Below are 22463 nucleotides of genomic sequence, written 5' to 3' on the forward strand. Positions count from 1 at the left end.
TCGGTGGTGACCGTCAACCGTCTCGCCGCCGTGCTCCTCGTCGCCGGACTCCTGGTCGGCTGCTCGGCGAACACCCCCGCCGCAGGACCCGCGGACTCGATCGGCCCCCGCACCGCCGTCGTCGACGATCCGAATCCGGAACCGATCGCCGACGATCCGGCCGAGGTACTGCCCGTCACCGTGACCGGATTCGACGGCGTCGCCGTCACGGTCACCGACAACAGCCGCATCGTCGCCGCCGACCAGTACGGCACGCTGGCCGAGACCGTCTTCGCGCTCGGGCTCGGTGAGAACCTCGTCGGGCGCGACACCTCGGCCGCATTTCCCGCGGCCGAGAACGTGCCCGATGTCACCCCGACCGGCCATTCTCTGAGTGCCGAGGGGATTCTGGCGCTGTCGCCGACCGTCGTCCTGACCGATACCAGCATCGGTCCACGCGCCGTGCAGGATCAGATCCGAGCCGCCGGCATTCCCGTCGTGTACTTCGATCCCACCCGCACTCTGGCAGGCGTCGCCACCCAGATCGAGGCCGTGGCGGCCGCCCTCGGTGTGCCCGACGCCGGGGCTGCCCTCGCCGAACGAACGAACGCCGAGATTTCGGCAGCGGCGAACGAGCCACCCGAGTCCACCGAACCGCCGAAGATCGCGTTTCTGTACATGCGCGGGCCTGCGATCACGATGCTCGCCGGGCCCGGCTCGGGAGCGGATGCACTGATCGAGGCTCTCGGAGCCAGGGACGCCGGTGTCGAATCGGGTCTGACCGAGCAATTCGTGCCGATCACCAGCGAAGCCCTGATCGCCGCAGCACCCGACGTGATTCTGATGATGACCAAGGGCCTGGAATCGATCGGTGGAATCGAGGGTCTGGAGCAGATCCCCGGAATCGCCCAGACCCCCGCAGGCCGAGAACGCCGGGTGGTGGACATGGACGACGGGACCATCCTCAGTTTCGGCCCGAACACCGGAAAGGTGTTGGTCGCACTGTCGAAGGCCGTGTACGACCCGGCGTCATGACGAACCGCACACTCGCCGAACGCCGCACGGGCCGAGGACGGGTTCTTGCCATTTTCGGAGCCCTGGTTGTGGCGCTGGTCGGCCTGGCGTTGATCTCGGCCGTTGTGGGGCAGGTGCCGACGACTCCGCTGGAAGTGTTGGGCAGCCTCGCGCATCGGGTGGGACTCGAGATCGGCCCGATGCCTGCACATCCCAGCGGCGAGGTGACGCTGTGGCAGGTCCGATTCCCACGGCTGACGCTGGCAATTCTCGTCGGCGCGTGTCTGGGCTGCGCGGGTGCGCTGCTCCAGGGGGTGTTCGCCAATCCACTGGCCGAGCCGGGTGTGGTCGGGGTCTCCTCGGGCGCTGCTGTCGGGGCCAGCTCGGTCGTCGTGCTCGGCGGCAGCTTCGCGGGAGTGTGGAGCGTGGCGTTCGCCGCCTTCGTCGGCGGGCTCGTCACCACGGTCGCCGTGTACTTTCTCGCTCGCAACGCAGGCCGCACCGAAGTGGTGACGCTCATCCTCACCGGTGTTGCAGTCAACGCCTTCGCCGGCGGTGTCATCGCGTTCTTCACCTTCGTCGCCAGTCCCGCCGCCCGCGATCGGATCGTGTTCTGGCAACTGGGGTCGCTCGCGGGCGCAACCTGGGAGTCGGTGGCGGTGGTCGGCCCGCTCGCGCTGCTCGGAATCGGCACCTCCCTGGCGATCGCCCGCCGACTCGACCTGCTTGCGCTCGGTGAGAACGTGGCACGCCATCTGGGCGTGAACGTCGAACGACTCAGACAGTTCGCGATCGTCGTCGTCGCCCTGCTCGTTGCGTCCGGGGTGGCTTTCACCGGAATCATCCTGTTCGTGGGTCTGGTGGTTCCGCATGCCATGCGGATGGTGCTCGGCCCCGCGCATCGACTCCTCATTCCGGCCAGCGCCCTCGCCGGGGCGGTCGTGCTTCTTGCTGCAGACCTCGTGACGCGGACTCTCGTCGCGAACGTCGACCTGCCACTCGGCATGGTGACGTCGCTGGCGGGTGCCCCGTTCTTCTTCTGGCTGCTTCGCCGTACCCGGGCTCGCCAGGGGGGTTGGGCATGATGGGACGCACAGCACGCCGCGACATCCCGGTCATCCCTGAACCGGGTTCGAACGCCCTGGTCGCCCGCGGAGTCTCCGCACGACGTGGGGACGCGACGGTGTTGTCCGGGGTCCACCTCGACGTGGTGGCCGGCGAGATACTGGCGCTGGTGGGACCCAACGGCGCAGGCAAATCGACGCTGCTGTCGGTCCTGGCGGGAGACACCGAGCCCAGCGCCGGATCGGTGCTGCTGGGCGACGAACCGCTGTCCCGCATCCGCTCGGTGGACGTGGCGAGGCGACGCGCTGTGCTGCCTCAGCAGCACAGCGTCGGATTCGCGTTCACGGCCGGCCAGATCGTCCGGATGGGCCGAGCCCCCTGGGCCGGTACCTCGGCGGCACGCCACGACGACGACCGCATCGAAGCGGCCATGACTGCATGCGAGGTGACGGCCTTCTCGCATCGACCGTTCGCATCGCTCTCCGGCGGCGAGCAGGCCCGGGTCGCACTGGCCCGCGTCATCGCCCAGGACACGGCGACGATCATGCTGGACGAGCCCACCGCAGCACTCGACCTGGGACATCAGGAGTCGGTGATGGCCGTGGTGCGTTCACTCGCCGCCGCAGGCCGCGCCGTGGTCGTCGTGCTGCACGATCTGGGCCTCGCGGCGGCCTACGCCGATCGCGTCGCGATCCTGGACTCGGGTGAACTGATCGCAACCGGTCCGCCGCGGGAGGTGCTCACCGCCGCAACGCTGGCCCGGGTCTATCGACACCCCGTCGACGTGTTCGATCATCCCGACACCGGCGAACAGCTGGTGGTTCCCCACCGTGTCAGAAACCTTCCAACACGGAATTGACCCGGTTGAAGAAGGACCGCACTGCCGTGGTGTCGCGCTGTGACGCATCGGACAGCTGCTGCGCGTGGGCGACCGCATCACGCACCACTCCGACGATGCTGCGCTCGTCCGTCAGATCGACTTCGGTGACCGAATGCTCGGCCACCGCTTCGACCTCGGACCGGTCCGGTACCGGGGATTGCACATCGGCGCGGTATATCTCCACGTACAGGGTGCTCCTGTGCACCCGAAACGCGAACGCCCGGCCGTCGTCGGTGCGCCCGAAGCCGTTCGGATGCGTTCCCGCGTTCACTTCCTCGACAACGAAGTGTGTTTCCTCGGTTCCCACGTCCACTCCCATGTCGTGCACTGACCTCGGACGATCACGCTACCGCGTCCTCCGCCGCGACCGGTCGGCAACCAAATCCGCTGTGGTGGATTTCGCCGAGATCGCCGCACGCTGGTACAGATGTGGCAGCGCCTCCACCGGCAGCATCTTCTCGAGGAAGTAGGTTCGGCCTCATGCGAACACCGTCGACCCGTTCGATTCGGGCGGCAGTCGCGTCCGCGCTCGCCGTCGTCACAGTCCTGTCGGTCGGCGGCTGCTCCAGCGACGACGAGAACGCCGACGACATCTCCGTCGAGCCCCTACCGCCGGCGGAGTCCCCCGAACCGACCGTGACCCCCGCCGGTACCGTCGGCGCGTTCGCGCCCGTGGACGCCCTCAGTTTCGACCCCGTCACGCGAACCCTGGTGGCGCTGACCGACGCATCGACGACGGTGACCCTCGTCCGCGACGGCACCGCAGCCGAGACCCGCGTGGTCGACCTGGGCTCGACGGCAGCAGAACTCGTCGCCGGACGGGACTCGACAGTGCTCGTCCCGATGGACGGCGCCGTCGCGAGGATCGCCGTCGCGGACGGACAGCGCACCGACCTGACGGTCGACGCCGACGCGCTGTCCGCAGCAGACCTGCCCGACGGCACGACGGCCGTCGGCGACGACACCGGCGCGGTGCGCGTGCTCGATCCGAACGGTCAGGTCACCACCACGATCTCCGGCGGCAGCGTGACCTCAGCCGATGCTCTGGCCAGTACACCGAACGGTGTCTCGGTCCTCGATCGTCGCCAGACGTCGGTGACCGACCTGAATCTGGACGACGGCACCCTCGGAGTGGCCTTGCGCGCAGGCGAAGGTGCCGCGGAGATGACGAGCGACGAGTTCGGCCGCCTTCTGGTCACCGATTCGACCGGTACCGAGTTGCTCGTCTTCACCTCACACGACCTGCTGATGCGGCAACGGTTTCCGGTCGGGTCGCAGCCGTGGGCGATCGCCTACGATGAGCAGTCCGGTGTCGCATGGGTGACGCTTCCCGCGTCCAACGAGGTGGTCGGGTACACACTCGACACCGGAATTCCGGTCGAGGTCACGAGGTTGGCCACTGTGCGGCAGCCGAATTCGGTTGCCGTCGACGCCGACACGGGCGACTTGTACGTGGGATCGGCAACCGGTGACGGGCTGCAGCGTATCCCCGCTGCGGGTCGCTGAGCTCGAAGCAGGAGTGGAGCCTGCAGGAACGACCGATAAGGACGGAGGAGGCATGTGAACGCACACGAGAGTTCGGCACCTGGCCGCGCGAAGATGCCCGTCGGATGGGAAGTGTCGCCGTCCGACGACTGGGAGTACGTGCCGTTGCGGTTGCCACCGGACGTGACCCGTGTGACGGCCTCGATGCGTCTGGCGATTCAGGCGGAGTTCGGTGGCTGGGAACTGTCGCGGGTTCGCCTCTACACCGACGGCAGCAGGCGTGTGCTGCTCAAACGCAAGAAGACCGCGCATCACATCCCCGAGCCCGGAATCTGAGCGCCTCGCAGTACTGTTCGACCGCACGATCGCTGAATCACAGCACGAGTTCTACCCTGCCAGATCGACCGGAGAGAAGACCGTGGGAGACCGCCTGTACCGCGTCCTGTTGCGCCTGATGTTCCTCGTGCCACCGGAGAGGATTCACCATCTGGCGTTCGGTGTGCTTCGCGCTGTCGCCGCGGTGCCTCCGCTCCGCTTTCTGGCCGAGAAGATGTTCGTGGTCGACGATCCACGACTGCGCTCGACGGTGTTCGGCGTCGACTTCCCGGCTCCGCTCGGTCTCGCGGCCGGTTTCGACAAGAATGCCGACGGAATCGATGCGTGGGGGCCGATCGGATTCGGTTTCGCCGAGATCGGCACCGTGACTGCGCAGAGCCAGCCGGGCAATCCGACTCCGAGACTGTTCCGGTTGCCTCTCGACCGGGCCATCGTCAACCGCATGGGCTTCAACAACCACGGTGCCGAGCACGCGGCCCAGCGCGTCCGTGCCAGGCGCACCGGTATCCCGATCGGCGCCAACATCGGCAAGACCAAGCTCGTCGAGCCGGACGGTGCCGCCGCGGACTACACGGCCAGCGCCCAACTTCTGGGCCCGTTGGCGGACTTCGTCGTCGTCAACGTCAGCTCCCCCAACACCCCTGGACTGCGTGACCTGCAGGCCGTGGAATCGCTGCGACCGATCCTGGTGGCGGTGCAGTCGGTGGTGACGGTCCCGGTACTGGTCAAGATCGCCCCCGACCTGTCCGACGAGGACATCGACGCCGTGGCCGATCTGGCCGTCGAACTCGGTCTCGACGGGATCGTGGCCACCAACACGACGATCTCCCGCGCCGGTCTGCGCACCGACGCAGAACTGGTTGCAGGAATGGGAGCCGGCGGCCTGTCCGGTGCTCCGTTGGCCGACCGCTCGCTCGAGGTACTGCGACGCCTGTACCGCCGAGTGGGTACGCATCTGGCGCTGATCTCCGTCGGCGGAATCGAGACCGAGGCGCAGGCATGGGAACGCATCACCGCGGGCGCGTCGCTGGTGCAGGGCTACACCGGGTTCGTCTACGGCGGCCCGCTGTGGATCGAGAACATTCACCGCGGACTGGCCGCTCGGCTCGAGCAACACGGATTCGCCACGATCGCCGATGCGGTGGGCTCGGCGAACAAGCCCTGAACCGCCGGGTGCCGGAACATAAATCCGGCACCCGACGACCGAGCTCAGGCCTCGTAGATGCCGGTGAGGACCGCACGACCGATGGCGTGCGAGAACAGATTGAAACCGAGGTAGGCCGGGGTGGCCGTCTCGTCCACTTCGAGCCGTTCCACGTCCACCGCGTGAACCACGATGAAGTAGCGGTGCGGGCCGTGGCCTGCCGGCGGTGCAGCACCGATGTAGCGGAACAGGCCCGCATCGTTCTTGAGCGTCACCGCGGTGCTGGGCACCCCGGTCCCGCCGTCGTCGCCCGCGCCGGACACCAGCGATGTCGTCTCGACGGGGATGTTCGCCACTGCCCAGTGCCAGAAGCCGGATGCCGTCGGCGCGTCGGGATCGTAGACGGTGACAGCGAAGCTCTTGGTGCCCTCGGGGAATCCGGACCAGGACAGCTGCGGGGAGTTGTCGTGCCCACCGGCTCCCATGATTCCACTGACCTGCTGAGCGGCCAGTGTCTTGCCGTCTTCGACGTCCTCGGACGTCAACTCGAAGGACGGTAGGTCCGGAAGCGAGTCGTATGGGTTGTACGCCACGATGGTTCCTTTCGTATCAGCTGTGCAGCAAGAAGTGTTCGAGTACCTGTGTACCGAACTCCAACGATTCCACGGGTACTCGTTCGTCGATGCCGTGAAACAACGCCGCGAAATCCAATTCCGGCGGCAACTTCAGCGGAGCGAAGCCGAAACAGCGAATACCGATGCGCGCGAATGCTTTTGCGTCGGTTCCACCGGAGAGCATGTAGGGAACGGTTCGACCGTTCGGGTCGTGTGCCAACACTGCGTCGTTCATCGCATCGACGAGATCACCGTCGAAAGTGGTCTCGTACGGTTCCAGTTTCGTGATCCACTCGCGTTCGACGTTCGGGCCGATCAACTCGTCGACCTCCTTCTCGAAGGCCGCCTGCCGCCCCGGCAGCACTCGGCAGTCCACCACTGCCGTCGCCGTCTGCGGAATCACGTTGGCCTTGTAGCCGGCCGAGAGCATCGTCGGGTTCGCTGTGTCGCGCAGGGTCGCTCCGACGATGCGGGCGATGCTGCCGAGCTTGAGCAGGGTGCCGTCGATGTCCGGTGACGTCGGATCGAAATCGAGCCCGGATTCCTCCGAGACCGCCTGCAGAAACTGCGAGACCGACTCGGTGAGCACCAGCGGGAACGTGTGATTGCCCAGTTTCGCCACTGCTTCGGCCAGGTACGTCACGGCGTTGTCGTCGTGCAGAAACGATCCGTGCCCGGCTCGCGCCTTCGCCGTCAGCCGCATCCACGCCAGGCTCTTCTCCGCCGTCTCGACCATGTAGAGCCGCTTCTCGGTGCCGTCCGGGCGGGGGACGGTCAGGGAGAAACCGCCGACCTCGCCGACTGCCTCGGTGACGCCCTCGAACAGGTCCGGTCGGTTGTCGACCAACCAGTGGGATCCGTACTTGCCGCCTGCCTCCTCGTCTGCCAAGAACGCGAACAGGATGTCGCGGGGTGGGACGGTTCCGTTGGACTTGAACTGTCGGGCCAGCGCCAGGGCCATGCCGACCATGTCCTTCATGTCCACCGCGCCCCGGCCCCACACGTACCCGTCCTCGACGGCCCCGGAGAACGGATGCACGCTCCAGTCGGCGGGCTCGGCCGGCACGACGTCCAGGTGTCCGTGGAGCAGCAGCGCGCCGCGAGAGGAGTCCGATCCGCGCAGCCAGGCGAACACGTTTCCTCGACCGGGGGCCCCGGACTCGACGTACTCCGTCTCGTAGCCCACTTCCTCGAGTTTGCTCGCCACCCACTCGGCACATTCCTTCTCGCCGACCGTGGTGTCGAGCTCCCCCGTGTTCGAGGTGTCGAACCGGATGAGGGAACTGACGAGATCCACGACCTCGTCGAGGGCAACGGTGGCGTCGATATCGGTTGGGTTTCCGGGATTGCTCACATCGTTGGGCACACGTCGTTCCTACCACCAGAATCCGCTCCGGGCACCATGAGAAACGGCCTCGAGGACGAACTGACGTGGGGATTTGGGTTATCGGGAACCCGTCGGATAATCTTACGCAGCACACAGCGGCCGGCTGTGAAAGCAACAAAAGAATATGCGGCAGCGGTCGCACTTGTCCGAGTGGCGGAATGGCAGACGCGCTAGCTTGAGGTGCTAGTGTCCTATTAACGGACGTGGGGGTTCAAGTCCCCCCTCGGACACCGTCTGAAAGATGTAGCCAGACAGAAATTTTCACAGATCTGAGTTGAGACAGACGAAACGGACCCTGATTCTTCGGAATCGGGGTCTTTTTCGTTCTGCACTCGCTCCCTTCGGCTCGAAGGGGCCGATGCTAGGAGACCGACGATGAACGCGATCGACCCGACCGATCTCGAGACGTGCCTGCGCGTGCTGAAGCAGGCGGCCGAGCTGGACAAGAACCATCCCGATTCGATCGCTGTCCAGCGCGCCTCCGGTGCCATGTTCAAGGACCTCAAGCGTGCTCGACGCGTCGCGGCACGCAACGCTGTCAACGCGGCCGACCGCGCCGTCGTCGCCGCCACCGCAACAGGATCCCCGGACCGGATCGACGACGAGACAGCAGGCCTCTCCCTCACCTCCCGCGCCGAGGGAGACATCGCGGGCACGCTGATCAAGGCCCGCCCCTGCTACATCTGCAAGCAGCGCTACACCCACGTCGACTCGTTCTATCACCAGCTGTGCCCGGAGTGCGCGACGCTCAATCGCGGCAAGCGCAACGCTCGAACCGACCTGTCCGGACGTCGGGCGTTGCTGACCGGCGGGCGAGCGAAGATCGGCATGTACATCGCTCTTCGACTGCTCCGCGACGGTGCTCACACCACGATCACCACTCGCTTCCCCAACGATGCCGTACGTCGCTTCGCAGCGATGGACGACAGCGATCAGTGGCTGCACCGTCTGCGCGTCGTCGGTATCGATCTTCGCGATCCGGCTCAGGTGGTGGCACTTGCCGACTCCGTCGCCGCCGAGGGGCCTCTGGACATCCTGATCAACAACGCCGCACAGACCGTCAAACGCTCCCCCGGTTCCTACAGTGCACTGGCCGATGCGGAAGCCGAACCATTGCCCGCCGCCCTGACCGAGGGGGCAGGACCGCAGCGAATCACGTTCGGCAAGACCAGCGATGCGCACCCCGCGTCACTGGCGAGTTCGTTGCCCGCCACGGCGATCGGCGGCCGATCGACTGCTGCCCTGAGCGCGGACGACGTGGCCTCCCTCGCCATGGTCGCCGGCTCGGTCACGGCCGAGAGGATCGAGAGCGGGCTCGCCATCGACGCCGGGGGTCTGGTACCCGATCTCGCCGAGACCAACAGCTGGATCCACACCGTCGAGCAGGTCGACCCGGTGGAACTGCTCGAGGTGCAGCTCTGCAATTCCGTCGCACCCTTCATCCTGGTCTCGCGGCTCCGCACCGCGATGGAGGCCTCCGACGCTCGACGAAAGTACGTCGTCAACGTCTCCGCCATGGAGGGCCAGTTCGGCCGCGCATACAAGGGGCCGGGCCATCCCCACACCAACATGGCCAAGGCCGCGCTGAACATGCTGACGCGCACCAGCGCGAAGGAGATGCTCGACAGCGGAATCCTGATGACCGCCGTCGACACCGGCTGGATCACCGACGAACGGCCGCACCCCACCAAGATGCGGCTCGCCGACGAGGGTTTCCATGCTCCACTCGACCTGGTGGACGGGGCCGCGCGGGTGTACGACCCGATCGTGCAGGGAGAGCTCGGAAACGACCTGTACGGCTCGTTCCTCAAGGATTATCAGCCCTCACCCTGGTGATTTTCGCGTGCGTCCCCCTCGGCGAACGCGTACTGCGATACTCGTAACTCGAAGTCGTTGCGCGTGAGCGAACGGCCCATCTTCACGCACCGATAGGCGGTCACCATGGGCGAGGACGTCGAGCGCCGTAAGTTCACCAGGCAGGATCGGCACGAGTTCCGCCAGAAGGTCCAGGACTGTCTCGATGCCCTGGCGGTCATGTTGGCCGACGAGACCTTCCACGTCGGTGAACCGCAGATCGGCATGGAGATCGAGCTCAATCTCGTCGACGACGACATGGAGCCGTCGATGGCCAACGCCGCCGTGCTCGACGCCATCGCCGACCCCGACTATCAAACCGAGCTCGGACAGTTCAACATCGAGATCAACGTCGACCCTCGGCCACTGCGCGGTGCGTCGATCGCCGAGTTGGAGACGGACCTGCGCAGATCGCTGAATGCGGCGGACGAACGCGCCCGCACCTCCGGTAGCCGTCTGGCCATGATCGGCATGCTCCCGACTCTGGACGAGGAACACTTCGAGCACCGGTGGCTCTCGGCGAATCCGCGCTACGACCTGCTCAATCAACAGATCTTCGCCGCGCGCGGTGAAGACATCGAACTGAAGATCGGTGGAGTGCGGCTGCCCGGTGCCGCTGCCGCCGAGGACCTCGACATCGTGACAGACACGATCCTGCCCGAGGCAGCCTGCACGTCGGTTCAGCTCCACCTGCAGGTGGCTCCGGACGAGTTCGCATCGTATTGGAATGCAGCGCAAGCTCTTTCGGGCGTACAGGTGGCGCTCGCCGCCAACTCGCCGTTCTTCGCCGGTCGCGCGCTGTGGCACGAGACTCGTATCCCGTTGTTCGAGCAGGCCACCGACACCAGGCCGCAGGAGCTCAAGAATCAGGGAGTCCGACCACGGGTGTGGTTCGGCGAACGGTGGATCACCTCGATCTTCGATCTGTTCGAGGAGAATTCGCGCTACTTCCCTGCGTTGCTTCCCGTCTGCAGCGAAGAGGACCCCAAAGCTGCGCTGGCCGAGGGCAAGACACCGTCACTGTCCGAACTGCGCATGCACAACGGAACCGTCTACCGGTGGAACCGACCGATCTACGACCGGTCCGGCGACGGCCACCACATTCGGCTCGAGAATCGTGTCCTCCCGGCCGGCCCGTCGGTGGTGGACACCCTCGCCGACGCGGCGTTCTACTACGGAACCGTCCGCGCACTGGCCGATGCAGACCGCCCGCTGTGGTCCCAGATGTCGTTCGACGCGGCCGAGGAGAACGTGCACTCCGCTGCCCGCGGCGGGTTCGATTCGATGCTCTACTGGCCCGAGGTGGGCTGGGTGAGTCCGCAGGAACTGGTGTTGCGCCGGCTGCTGCCACTGGCCGACGCCGGCCTGGCCGCCTACGGCGTCGACGCGCCGGTCCGCGACCGCTATCTCGGGGTGATCGAAGCGCGGTGCCTGGCCAAGCAGTCCGGCTCGGTGTGGCAGCGCAACGCCGTCGTCGCCCGTGAACGCGCCGGTGAGAAGCGCGATCGCGCCCTCGCCGGAATGCTCGGCGACTACGTCACCCTCATGAACGCCGGAGAACCCGTGCACACCTGGACGAACTGACGGCGCGTCGACTCACGGGGGTGACCCGCGTTAGTGTCGCTGGTATGAACTCGCCAGCATCCGACTCGACCGTCGGCCCCGATCGCACTCACGACATCGTCGTCTACGGCGTCACCGGCTTCGTCGGGAAACTGACGGCGAAATACCTCGCCGAGCATGCACCGGCCGACACCCGGATCGCCCTCGCCGGGCGCTCGACGGCGCGGGTGGAGGCCGCCAGGAAGGACCTGGGCTCCAGGGCTCAGCAGTGGTCCGTTCTCGAGGCCGACGCCACCGACGTCGCATCGCTCGAGGCCATGGCCCGATCGACCCGCGTCGTCATCACCACGGTCGGCCCCTACGCCAAGTACGGCCTGGAATTGGCGACGGCGTGCGCCGAGGCCGGGACGGATTACGTCGACCTCACCGGCGAGGTGCTGTTCGCTCGCGAGAGCATCGACACCAATCACGAGATCGCTCAGCGCACCGGGGCCCGCATCGTCCACTCGTGCGGCTTCGATTCCATCCCGTCCGACATCGGCGTACACGCCCTGTACGAGGCCGTCACCGCGGACAACGCCGGGGAGCTGACCGACACGACCCTGGTGGTCACGTCGATGTCCGGTGGGGTCAGCGGTGGCACCATCGACTCGCTGCGAGGGCAGATCGAGGCGATGAAGAAGGACAAGCGGGCCCGACGCATCGCCGCGCGGCCGTACTCGCTCAGTCCCGATCGCGGCCTCGAGCCGCAACTCGGTCGCCAACTCGACACCGTACTGATCGACGGCAAGAAGATCGACCCGAGCCTGCGCGGTTGGAAAGCACCGTTCGTGATGGCCTCGTACAACACGCGAGTCGTCCGGCGGACCAACGCACTTCGCGACTGGGCCTACGGAAAGCAGTTCCGCTACAGCGAGGTGATGAGTGTCGGCTCGTCGTTCGCCAGCCCCGTCCTCGCCGGTGCTCTGTCGGCTGGGCTTTTCGTCGGCGTGTCCGCGATGACTGTGCTTCCGAGCAAGGTGCTCGATCGCATTCTGCCCAAGCCGGGCACCGGCCCCAGTGAAAAAGCCCGCGAGAAGGGACATTTCACGGTCGACCTGTACACCCTCACCACATCGGGGGCTCGCTACCGGGCCCGGGTCAAGGCCTCGGGAGATCCCGGCTACAAGGCCACCGCAGTCATGCTGGCCGAGTCGGCACTCGCACTCGTGCACGGCGGTGACGCCCTGCCGAAGGCCAGCGGAGTCCTCACTCCGGCCACTGCGATCGGCGACGTCCTCGTGGACCGTCTCAATGCTGCCGGTATGGAGATCTGGGCCAAGCGCAGTTGATGTCGGGAACGGCAGTCCCCTCGGCGCGGTGCCCGCACCCGTGAGTGCTTGGCTCGCGGCGACACTGCCGGTGGCGACCATCGCTGCCGAATCGGTCGGTGCCCTGGGTACCGCAGTCGGCAGGCTGAGGGGTGTTCTCGAACCGTCTTCGACCGGCGCGGTCCCGACGGCATCGGCGGAGCGGATAGCAGCATCGTTCATGGGGGACTCGATGGTGCGCCTCGACGGTGCACCGGTGCAGCCGTTCGCAGATCTGTCCGGCTTCTTCCGCGTGTCCGACGGCTGGGTGAGAACTCACGCGAACTATCCGCACCACCGGACTGCGCTGCTCGAGACGGTCGGTCTCGACGAAGATTGCGGCACTGAAGAATTCGCGGAGCGGGTGGCGGGGATCACCGCTGTCGAGCTCGAATGGTCGTGCGCACAGAACGGCGCTCTCGCAGTGCGGGTCCGCACCGAAGACCAGTGGCCCGCCGAGCCCGCAGGTGGTGCAGCCGAGTCCGGTCCGGTGATTGCACGCTCGAACGACACGGGCTCCGACACATGTCGAGTTCCCCGATTCCGAGGGACTACCGCTGCTCCGCTGGCCGGGGTCCGGGTGTTGGACCTGACCCGCGTCATCGCCGGACCGGTGGCCACCCGCGCGCTCGCCCTGTTCGGTGCCGAGGTGCTCCGCGTGGATCCGCCCCACCGCCCCGAGATCAGCTGGCAGCACATGGAAAACGGTCAGGGGAAGCGTTCGGCGACGGTGGACCTGAACACGCGTGAAGGGCGTGCAGTGATGAACCGACTGCTCGAGTCCGCCGATGTCTTGGTCACCGGGTACCGCCCGGGCGCTCTCGCACGGTTCGGACTAGAACACCGAGCGGACGTCCTGCATGGACGGGTCAGTGCGTGGAGTACCCACGGACCATGGTCGGATCGGCGGGGCTTCGACAGTCTCGTCCAGGCTGCCACCGGCATCTCGGTACTCGAAGGCAGTGGTGGAGAACCCGGGCACCTGCCGGCCCAGGCGCTGGACCACGCCAGCGGGTATCTACTGGCCGCAGGGATCGTCGGCGAGCTGGCCGATCGCGCGAACAGAACGGGTTCGACCGCCTCCGTCGAGGTGTCGTTGGCCCGGACGGCCGCATGGCTACTGCAACTACCAGGGCGGGATCCGCATCACGGCCCTCGGGCGACGCCGCCGCCCGACTGTGTCGTGACCCACGGGCGTGTCACGACAGCACGGCCGGTTTTCGACGATCATGCCGACTACCCGTTTCCCGCACGCCCGTGGGGCACCGATGAGGCAACCTGGGGGTGAAGGCGAGCCGAGGCCGGATCAGTGGCGTCCGGCGGTCGCCGCTGCCTCGGAATAGAGCTCCTTGGCTTCCTCGGTCGAGTCGACCTGAGGCGGTGAGCCTTCCAGAGGTTGGGTGGCGGACTCGCGCAGGAATCCGACGGCGACGAGGCCGACGAGACCGCTCACGACGAGGTAGTACGCAGGGATCATCGGGCTACCGGTCGAGCTGACCAACGCCGAGGTCACCAACGGCGTCGTACCCCCGAAGATCGACACGGACAGGTTGAAGCCGATCGACAGCGCCGCGTAACGAATCCGGGTGGGAAACAGGGCCGGTAGCGTCGATGCGCTCGGCGCCGCGAAACAGGCCAGAACGAGGCCGAGGAGCAAGCACGCGATCAGCGGACCCAACCACCCGCTACTGCGCAGCAGCAAGAAGCAGGGCACCGCGAGAACGATCTGCCCGACGGCACCGAAGACGAACACCGGTTTGCGGCCGATTCGGTCGGTGAGCCTGCCGACACCCACGATGACGCTCACCACGACGACCATCGCCGACAGGACGAGCAAGTCCGCACTGAGCTGACTTCGACCGACGACCTCGGTGAAGTACGTGGGTAGATATGACGTCACCATGTAGTTGGTCACGTTGTACAACAACACGATTCCCATGCAGATCAACAGCGCCCGCCAATGATCGGTGAAGATCTTCCCGATCGACCTCCGGCCGCTCTCCTGCGCCTTGACCTTGTTGTCGTGTTCGTCGAGTTGCTTGCGGAACGCGGGCGTATCTTCCAGCTTGAGCCGCAGGTACAGCCCGATCAGCCCCATCGGACCCGCGACGAAGAACGGTATGCGCCAACCCCATTCGATCATGGTGGCGTCGCCCAACACCGCGTTGAGGATCGTCACCAGGCCCGAGCCCATCGCGTAACCGACGAAGGTGCCGAAGTCGAGCCAACTTCCGAGGAACCCGCGCCGCTTGTCGGGTGAATATTCTGCGATGAACGTCGTTGCACCGCCGTATTCACCACCGGTGGAGAAGCCTTGGACCAAGCGGGCGACGAGCAGCAGAATCGGTGCCCAGATGCCGATGGTCGCGTAACTGGGGATGAGGCCGACAGCCAGAGTGCCGATCGCCATCATGATCATGGTGGCGGCCAATACCTTCTGCCGACCGATCCGGTCACCGAGCGGCCCGAAGAACAGGCCGCCGAGCGGACGAACGACGAACGCTGCCGCGAACGTGGCGAACGTCGAGATGAGTTGCACCGCAGGCGTGGCATCGGGATAGAACACCTTGCCCAACGTTGCCGCCAGATAGCCGTACACACCGAAGTCGAACCACTCCATCGTGTTGCCGAGAGCAGCTGCCGAGACGGCGCGCTTGAGCATCGGCTGATCGACCACAGTGATGCCCTCCTCCGAGAGGGCCGGCTTCGTGCGCATCCGTTTCGAGAACGCAACGCGGCGAAGATGCTGGACGTGGCGGCGTCCCCATGTGGCCTGCTCTCGGCCGGGTTCGAGACTGGGCACTGATGTCATTCGTTCAACGTTAGCCAGACAAACGATTCGTTTTCAAACGACCGCTGTGCAGATCGACGCACACACTCGGGCGAATGCCCAGGTGAACGCGCGCAACGACGAATGTGCCACACCGCTTTGGCAATCGAGGCATTACGGTCAATGCGGACAACGGTTTCCGCGGCGGATTGTCACCGAACGGGCGGGTACTGGCACGATGGACCAGTGCCGAACCACGATTACGGACTCACGCTGAACTGGACGGGCAACCGCGGTGCTGGGACCACCGGTGCCGAAGCCTACGACCGCGATCACATCGTGTCGGCACCCGGGAAACCCGACCTGCACGCGAGCTCCGATCCGAGCTTCCGCGGCAATCCCGAACGCTGGAATCCCGAGGAGATGCTCGTCGCCTCGCTGTCCAGTTGCCACATGCTCTGGTACCTCGGACTCGCGGCCGCATCCGGAGTGGTGGTCACCGAATACACCGACTCCCCCACCGGAGTGATGACCGAACAATCCGATGGTTCGGGTCAGTTCGTCGAGGTCACCCTGGCTCCGGTCGTGACCGTTGTCGACCCGTCGATGGTGCCGCGCGCCGAGAAACTGCACGCGTCTGCGTCGTCGAAGTGCTTCATCGCGCGATCGGTCAACTTCCCGGTGCGGCACACCCCGACGACCGAGGTCGCATCGTGACCGTCCCCATGATCGTCGACGTCGACACCGGAATCGACGATTCTCTCGCCTTGCTGTACCTGCTGGCCAGCGACGATGCCGAGATCCTCGGTATCGCATCCACCGCGGGCAATGTGCCGGTGAACCAGGTTGCTGCGAACAATCTCGCCTGGCTCGACCTGTGCCGCGCGGGTGACGTCGAGGTCTCGCTCGGCGCACAGGTACCCCTCGTGGCGCCGCTGATGACCACCGAGGACACCCACGGCCCGCAAGGCATCGGGTACGCGGAGCTTCCGGTGTCCACGCGGTCGCTGTCCGGCCGGGACGCCACCACGATGTGGGTGGAGCTGGTTCGTTCGCGACCGGGTGAGATCACCGGACTGGTCACCGGTCCGCTGACCAATCTCGCGCTGGCGATCCGTCGGGATCCCGAGCTACCTCGACTGCTGAAGCGACTGGTGTTGATGGGCGGCGCATTTCAGCACCAGGGCAACACGACACCGACTACCGAATGGAACATCGCCGTCGACCCCGAGGCCGCAGCGGAAGTGTTCGCAGCCTTCTCCGGACTACCGCCGGAACGACATCCCATCGTCTGCGCGCTCGACATCACCGAGACCATCGAAATGACCCCCGATCACATCCGACGGCTGGCAGCGCGAGCGCGGAGCCTTCCGCCCGAGGTGATCTCGCCCGACGACGCACCGGGTGTTCGATCGACGGCGTCGAACCCGATCGTGCGGCACTTCTCCGATGCGGTGCGGTTCTACATGGAATTCCATCGCGATCACGATCAGGGATTCTTGGCGCACATGCACGACCCCTTCGCGGCGGCCGTCGCACTGGATGCCGATATCGCCACCTACCGTCATGCGACCGTCGACGTCGAACTCGTCGGAACCCTCACGCGCGGAACGACGGTCGCGGACTGGCGCGGTATGTGGGGCAAGGCCCCCAATGCGGCGATCGCAACACACACCGATCCCGAGGCATTCTTCGATCGACTCATCGAACGCGTCGGAGCTCTTGCCGACCGGCTCTATCCCGCGCTCCCGGCCGCCGGGGCAGATTCAGGAGTCGAACGCGTCGAGTAGCTCCTGGGCGGCCAGCGCGGCCGTCAGAGAACCGTCGCGTACCCGGGCTTCGACGTCGCCGCGGATGGCCTTGACGGACGGGTTCTGCGCCAGCCGGCGCAGCAGTTGGTCGTTGACCATCGTCCACGTCCAATCGACCTGCTGCTTGCGACGCTTCTCCGCGAATTCGCCTGCGTCACTGAGCACTTGCTGATGGCGCAGCACGGTGTCCCAGTACTCGTCGAGTCCGGTGCCCTCGATGGCGCTCATGGTCAACACCGGGGGCTTCCAGATCGCATCGTGCGGATAGATCAGCCGCAGCGCGCCCGCCAATTCCCGCGCCGCGTTCTTCGCGTCGGTCGCGTGCTTGCCGTCGGCCTTGTTGACGGCAACCAGATCGGCGAGTTCGAGAACGCCCTTCTTGATGCCCTGCAACTGATCTCCGGTACGCGCGAGCGTCAGGAACGTGAAGCAGTCGACCATGTTCGCGACCGTCACCTCGGACTGCCCGACGCCCACCGTCTCCACCAGAATGACGTCGAAGCCTGCCGCTTCGAGGAGCACGATCGTCTCCCTCGTCGCACGTGCGACACCACCCAGGGTTCCCGAGGTCGGAGACGGCCGAATGTATGCGTTCTCCTGCACCGCGAGACGCGACATCCGGGTCTTGTCACCCAGGATCGAACCACCGGTACGCGTCGACGACGGATCGACGGCGAGCACCGCGACCCGGTGCCCCTTCTCGATCAAGCGCATCCCCAGCGCGTCGATGAAGGTCGACTTGCCGACCCCCGGCACGCCGGTGATACCGACGCGATGGGAACCACCCGCATCGGGCAGAACCCGAAGAAGCAACTGCTGAGCCAGATCACGATGATCCGAGCGAGTGGACTCGACCAGCGTGATGGCACGCGCCAGCCCGGATCGCTCGTTCGCACGGACCGAATCGGCCACCGCGTCGATATCGATGGTTCGGCCTCTCGGCGACGGTGCACCGGTCGGAGAACCCGTCTTGTCGTTCGGAGAACCCATACTCAGGCGTTGGCCTCGCGTGGTGCGTGCCCCAGCGCAACGGACAGCTTCTCCACCAGCCCGATCGCCGCGTCGGCGATGACGGTGCCCGGAGGGAAGATCGCCGCAGCGCCCGCCGCGTAGAGCTCGTCGAAATCACCGGGCGGGATGACGCCACCGACGACGATCATGATGTCCTCACGGCCGACTTCGGCCAAGGCCTGTCGCAAGGCGGGCACCAGCGTCAGATGGCCTGCGGCCAGCGACGACACCCCGACGACGTGCACGTCGTTGTCGGCGGCCTGCCGGGCCACCTCCTCGGGGGTCTGGAACAGCGGGCCGACGTCGACGTCGAAGCCGATGTCCGCGAACGCCGTGGCAATCACCTTCTGACCTCGATCGTGCCCGTCCTGACCCATCTTGCACACCAGGACGCGAGGCCGACGGCCCTCGTCCTCGGCGAACTGCTCGACCAGCGCGGTGGCGCGGGTGATGTTCTCGGATTTGCCTGCCTCGTCGCGGTACACACCACTGATTGTCCGGATTTCGGCCTGATGGCGCCCGTAGACCTTCTCCAGTGCATCGGAGATCTCGCCGACGGTGGCCATCTTGCGTGCCGCGTCGATGGCGAGAGCCAGCAGGTTGTTCTCCATCCCCGGCTGGTCCGAGGCCGCCGCTCTGGTCAGGTTCGCCAGGGCTGCCTCGACCTCGGCGGTGTCCCGTTCGGCCCGCAGCCGCTCGAGCTTCTCTATCTGCTCGCGCCGAACCTTGGAGTTCTCGACCTTGAGCACCTCGATGGTGTCGGGCTCGTCGGGAACGTACTTGTTGACGCCAACCAGGGGTTGACGGCCGGAGTCGATCCGCGCCTGGGTGCGGGCCGCAGCCTCCTCGATGCGCAACTTGGGGATGCCCTCGCCGATGGCCTGAGCCATGCCGCCTGCTTCCTCGACCTCGGCGATGTGTGCCCGAGCCCGATTCGCGAGCTGGTGGGTGAGCCATTCGACGTAATGCGAGCCGCCCCACGGATCGATCGGGCGCACGGTGTTGGACTCCTGCGCGATGAGCAGCTGGGTGTTGCGGGCGATGCGCGCCGAGAAGTCCGTCGGCAGGGCGAGTGCCTCGTCGAGGGCGTTGGTGTGCAGCGACTGGGTGTGCCCCTGGGTGGCCGCCATCGCCTCCACACAGGTGCGGGCAACGTTGTTGAACACGTCCTGTGCCGTCAACGACCAGCCCGACGTCTGCGAATGAGTGCGCAGCGAACGGGATTTGGCGCTCTTGGGCTCGAACTGCTGCACGAGCTCGGCCCACAGCAGACGCCCGGCACGCAGCTTGGCGACCTCCATGAAGAAGTTCATTCCGATGGCCCAGAAGAACGACAGTCGCGGTGCGAAGGTATCTATGTCCATGCCTGCATCCAGACCGGCCCGGATGTACTCGACACCGTCCGCGAGGGTGTAGGCGAGTTCGAGATCGGCTGTGGCTCCGGCTTCTTGGATGTGGTAGCCGGAGATGGAGATCGAGTTGTACTTGGGCATCTTCTCGCTGGTGTACGCGAAGATGTCCGAGATGATGCGCATCGACGGTTTCGGCGGATAGATGTAGGTGTTGCGCACCATGAACTCTTTGAGAATGTCGTTCTGGATGGTGCCGGCGAGTTTCTCCGGCCCGACGCCCTGCTCCTCGGCGGCCGCGACGTACAGCGCCAGGATCGGCAGCACAGCGCCGTTCATGGTCATCGAGACCGACACGCTACCGAGGTCGATGCCGTCGAACAGTTGCCGCATGTCGTAGATGGAATCGATGGCGACGCCTGCCATTCCGACGTCACCTTGCACTCGGGGGTGATCGGAGTCGTAGCCGCGGTGGGTGGCCAGGTCGAACGCGACCGACAGACCCTTCTGGCCGGCCGCCAGGTTACGGCGGTAGAACGCGTTGGACTCCGCCGCCGTGGAGAAACCTGCGTACTGGCGGATGGTCCACGGCTGGTTGACGTACATCGTCGGGTACGGCCCGCGGAGAAACGGCGGAGCACCCGGGTAGCTGTGCAGCGGGTAGCCCTCGGCCTCGGCGGCTGCACGGTCTGCCTCGGTGAACACCGGCTTGACGTCGATGCCCTCGGGGGTGGACCACACCACCTGCTCGGGCGTGTAGAAGTTGGCCTTCGCGCCCTGCCGTACATGGGCGTCGACGTCCTGGGCCGACGGCGGCGTCGGCGTCGGCTCGTCGGGGTCGACCAGTGGCACGTCGGCGAAACTGCCGATGGTGTGCGAGATTCGGTTCTCGTCGGTCGTCACTTCGAGGCTCCCAGGGTGTCGAGAAGTTCGGTCAGCACTGCCACGGCGTCGATCTTCGCGGTCAGAAATCCGTCGGGACGCGAGGTGCCCTCGGTGCCGGTGAAGATCTTCTCGGGGCCGGCAAGCAGCACCTGGGTGACGCCTGCGGCCCGCAATGCATCCACGGCAGTGGCGGCCTCGTCGGCGTACCGCTTGTCGGTTCCGCACACCACCGCTATCCGAGCTCCGGACGTCTCTACCGATCCGGCGATTCCGTCGACGGTCAGGGGGCCGGGATCGACGGCCTCGATTCCGCCCGACGCCAGCAGGTTCGACGCGAACGTCGTTCGGACATTGTGTTCGGCGACGCTGCCCAGCGGCACCAGGAGCACCGTCGGGCGCGAATCGTGCTCGGCCAGATAGGCATCAGACCGGTCTCGCAGCGACTCGAATGCCCGGCCGTACCGATACACCGTTGTCGAGCCCTGCGGCGCGGTTCGTTGGGGATCGAGCGGAGCCTCGGCCAGGTTGGGAAATTCGTTGACGCCCGTCAGCGGGGTGACTCGGTGAGCGATGTCGGAATCGCGTTCGGCGCGGGTCTTCTCGATCGCAGTCATCAGCGAACCGTCGTCGACGGCGGCGCGGAAACCTCCGGACGTTTCGATGGTCTGGAAGAACTCCCAGGCCTTCGCCGCGACCGCTGCCGTCAGCTCCTCGATGTACCAGGACCCGGCACCGGGATCCAGGACCCGTCCGAGATGCGCTTCTTCGAGCAGCAGCAGCTGGGTGTTTCGGGCGATACGGGCCGCGAATGTCTTCGACACCCCGGCTGCGCCCCCGGCGAGTGCCGCATCGAACGGGAGCACGGTCACCGAATCGGCACCGCCCACTCCCGCTCCGAACGACGCCAGCGTGGTCCGCAGCATGTTCACCCACGGATCCCGCTGCGACATCATCGCTTCCGAGGTCACCGCATGCTGAGGAGCGTCGCCGGCGTCGGGGACTCCGCACACCTGCGCGATGCGCGCCCACAGCGTGCGAGCGGCCCGGAACTTGGCGATGGTCTGGAACTGGTCGTCGGTGGCCGAGAACCGGAACTCGATCTGCCGCAGGGCATCGGCGATGCCGATACCGGCATCGGTCATGGACCGGAGGTACTCGAGCCCTGCGGCGATCGCCGCACCGAGCTCCTGTGCGTCGCTGCCACCGAGATTGTGGAACACGGTGCCGTCGACCGTGATCGCACGAATCGTCTCGGCACGACCGATCGACTTGCGAGCCAGCTCGAGCGCCTCGGTCATCTCGATCGACTCGGTTCCGCTCAACCCGGCTGTGAGAGTGGACACGCCCAGCCGGATGTCGACTGCGGCGCGCTCGTCGATATCGGCGGAGTCGAGCACCTCGAACACCGCCGCTGCCGCTGCGGACACGTCCCCGCGCGCATCGATCGTCAGCGGTGCGAGCTCGAGAAACACCCCACGCAGAACCTCCGGCAGAGCGGTCGGGTCGACGCCACCGTCGCCGACCGTCAACCACAGGGCGCTGGTGCCGTTGGAGAGCGAATCGAGAATCTGGGTGTTCGCAGTCGCCGCGTCGTCGGCACCGTCGCCCCGGACCGAGCCGTGGCGGGTGCACACCTTCCAGCCCGCGTTGACGTCGCGGTGGGGGTCGCGTCCCCGCAGGTAGGGGAACTGCCCGGGCAGCGGACCTTCCGGTCGTTCGTCGAAGGCGGTGTACAACGGGGACACGGTGATCCCGTCGTACGTCGTGGAATCGAGTAGGTGTTCGGCATCGGCCGGCAGATCGGACACCTCGACCCGACGCGATTTGGCCAGGACACCTGCCACTGCCTTCTGCCAGGCCGCATGAGCGCTGCGTGCGGCATCTTCGTGCGACGCGATGGACACGTGTGCTGCTCCCTCGGTTCGGCCGGGTAGTCCTTCGCCCGACGTGAAGTGATGCTAACCCCA

At 66.2% G+C, this 22463-nt stretch carries 19 protein-coding genes and 1 tRNA gene; 13 read left to right on the forward strand and 7 right to left on the reverse strand.

What is annotated here, in order from left to right; all coding sequences use genetic code 11:
- The first annotated feature begins 6 nt into the window (after window positions 1-6).
- Genes CH296_RS22395 through CH296_RS22405 form a run of 3 tightly spaced genes read left to right on the forward strand, consistent with a single transcriptional unit; the run spans window position 7 to window position 2917 of the window.
- Entirely contained in the window at window positions 7-1014 is a 1008-nt protein-coding gene (locus CH296_RS22395) for a hemin ABC transporter substrate-binding protein (RefSeq protein ID WP_094630094.1), read from the forward strand.
- A complete protein-coding gene (locus CH296_RS22400) occupies window positions 1011-2078 on the forward strand; it encodes an iron ABC transporter permease (protein ID WP_094685779.1) in 1068 nt (355 codons plus the stop codon). Before CH296_RS22395 ends, CH296_RS22400 begins: the two co-directional genes overlap by 4 nt.
- Window positions 2075-2917, forward strand: a complete 843-nt coding sequence (locus CH296_RS22405) for a heme ABC transporter ATP-binding protein (protein ID WP_094685780.1) — start codon at window positions 2075-2077, stop codon at window positions 2915-2917. The genes CH296_RS22400 and CH296_RS22405 overlap by 4 nt, the downstream gene beginning before the upstream one ends.
- Here CH296_RS22405 and CH296_RS22410 read toward each other — a convergent pair.
- Window positions 2892-3257, reverse strand: coding sequence for a hypothetical protein (locus CH296_RS22410; protein ID WP_052050357.1), 366 nt, complete (start codon window positions 3255-3257; stop codon window positions 2892-2894). The two genes, CH296_RS22405 and CH296_RS22410, sit on opposite strands and share 26 nt — an antisense overlap.
- A gap of 161 nt (window positions 3258-3418) precedes the next feature.
- Here CH296_RS22410 and CH296_RS22415 point away from each other — a divergent pair, with 161 nt between their 5' ends.
- From CH296_RS22415 to CH296_RS22425, 3 genes are all read left to right on the forward strand, one after another.
- Window positions 3419-4444, forward strand: a complete 1026-nt coding sequence (locus CH296_RS22415; RefSeq protein ID WP_094685781.1) for a YncE family protein — start codon at window positions 3419-3421, stop codon at window positions 4442-4444.
- Window positions 4445-4537: 93 nt separating this feature from the next.
- Complete coding sequence (locus CH296_RS22420; protein WP_032377864.1) at window positions 4538-4759, forward strand: DUF5703 family protein; 222 nt, start codon at window positions 4538-4540, stop codon at window positions 4757-4759.
- 94 nt (window positions 4760-4853) lie between these two features.
- Complete coding sequence (locus CH296_RS22425) at window positions 4854-5924, forward strand: quinone-dependent dihydroorotate dehydrogenase (protein WP_094630095.1); 1071 nt, start codon at window positions 4854-4856, stop codon at window positions 5922-5924.
- Window positions 5925-5968: 44 nt separating this feature from the next.
- Here the strand turns inward: CH296_RS22425 and CH296_RS22430 are convergent, their stop codons facing one another.
- Window positions 5969-6496 carry a YbhB/YbcL family Raf kinase inhibitor-like protein gene (locus CH296_RS22430; protein ID WP_032398050.1) on the reverse strand — a complete coding sequence of 176 codons (528 nt, stop codon included), beginning with the start codon at window positions 6494-6496 and terminating at the stop codon, window positions 5969-5971.
- A 16-nt stretch (window positions 6497-6512) separates the two neighbouring features.
- A complete protein-coding gene (locus tag CH296_RS22435; protein WP_094630096.1) occupies window positions 6513-7844 on the reverse strand; it encodes a M20/M25/M40 family metallo-hydrolase in 1332 nt (443 codons plus the stop codon).
- Window positions 7845-8048: 204 nt separating this feature from the next.
- On the opposite strand from CH296_RS22435, the gene CH296_RS22440 reads away from it, so the two are divergent.
- The 5 genes from CH296_RS22440 (at window position 8049) to CH296_RS22460 (ending at window position 13958) form a co-directional block, all read left to right on the forward strand.
- Window positions 8049-8134, forward strand: a tRNA-Leu gene (locus CH296_RS22440).
- A gap of 145 nt (window positions 8135-8279) precedes the next feature.
- Window positions 8280-9740 carry an SDR family NAD(P)-dependent oxidoreductase gene (locus tag CH296_RS22445; RefSeq protein WP_032398049.1) on the forward strand — a complete coding sequence of 487 codons (1461 nt, stop codon included), beginning with the start codon at window positions 8280-8282 and terminating at the stop codon, window positions 9738-9740.
- A 105-nt stretch (window positions 9741-9845) separates the two neighbouring features.
- A complete protein-coding gene (locus tag CH296_RS22450; protein ID WP_045195231.1) occupies window positions 9846-11342 on the forward strand; it encodes a glutamate-cysteine ligase family protein in 1497 nt (498 codons plus the stop codon).
- A gap of 44 nt (window positions 11343-11386) precedes the next feature.
- Complete coding sequence (locus tag CH296_RS22455; protein WP_094685782.1) at window positions 11387-12652, forward strand: trans-acting enoyl reductase family protein; 1266 nt, start codon at window positions 11387-11389, stop codon at window positions 12650-12652.
- Between the two features lie 40 nt (window positions 12653-12692).
- The gene (locus tag CH296_RS22460; RefSeq protein ID WP_256980544.1) at window positions 12693-13958 is read left to right on the forward strand and encodes a CoA transferase; all 1266 of its coding nucleotides are present in this window, start codon (window positions 12693-12695) and stop codon (window positions 13956-13958) included.
- A gap of 18 nt (window positions 13959-13976) precedes the next feature.
- On the opposite strand, the gene proP is transcribed toward CH296_RS22460, so the two are convergent.
- The gene (proP, locus tag CH296_RS22465) at window positions 13977-15386 is read right to left on the reverse strand and encodes a glycine betaine/L-proline transporter ProP (protein ID WP_373453532.1); all 1410 of its coding nucleotides are present in this window, start codon (window positions 15384-15386) and stop codon (window positions 13977-13979) included.
- Window positions 15387-15686: 300 nt separating this feature from the next.
- Between proP and CH296_RS22470 the strand changes: the two genes are divergently transcribed.
- Together CH296_RS22470 and CH296_RS22475 are read left to right on the forward strand one after the other, a co-directional pair.
- Window positions 15687-16157, forward strand: coding sequence for an OsmC family protein (locus CH296_RS22470; RefSeq protein WP_256980545.1), 471 nt, complete (start codon window positions 15687-15689; stop codon window positions 16155-16157).
- An 8-nt stretch (window positions 16158-16165) separates the two neighbouring features.
- Window positions 16166-17230, forward strand: a complete 1065-nt coding sequence (locus CH296_RS22475; protein WP_256980571.1) for a nucleoside hydrolase — start codon at window positions 16166-16168, stop codon at window positions 17228-17230.
- Here the strand turns inward: CH296_RS22475 and meaB are convergent.
- Genes meaB through mutA form a run of 3 tightly spaced genes read right to left on the reverse strand, consistent with a single transcriptional unit; the run spans window position 17207 to window position 22400 of the window.
- On the reverse strand, window positions 17207-18241 hold the full coding sequence (meaB, locus tag CH296_RS22480; RefSeq protein WP_094630001.1) for a methylmalonyl Co-A mutase-associated GTPase MeaB: 1035 nt from the start codon (window positions 18239-18241) through the stop codon (window positions 17207-17209). The two genes, CH296_RS22475 and meaB, sit on opposite strands and share 24 nt — an antisense overlap.
- A gap of 2 nt (window positions 18242-18243) precedes the next feature.
- On the reverse strand, window positions 18244-20514 hold the full coding sequence (scpA, locus tag CH296_RS22485) for a methylmalonyl-CoA mutase (protein ID WP_094630002.1): 2271 nt from the start codon (window positions 20512-20514) through the stop codon (window positions 18244-18246).
- Window positions 20511-22400, reverse strand: coding sequence for a methylmalonyl-CoA mutase small subunit (mutA, locus tag CH296_RS22490; RefSeq protein ID WP_094685783.1), 1890 nt, complete (start codon window positions 22398-22400; stop codon window positions 20511-20513). Before mutA ends, scpA begins: the two co-directional genes overlap by 4 nt.
- Between the last annotated feature and the right edge of the window lie 63 nt (window positions 22401-22463).

The organism is Rhodococcus sp. 14-2496-1d, from assembly GCF_002259365.1.
Classification (GTDB): domain Bacteria; phylum Actinomycetota; class Actinomycetes; order Mycobacteriales; family Mycobacteriaceae; genus Rhodococcoides.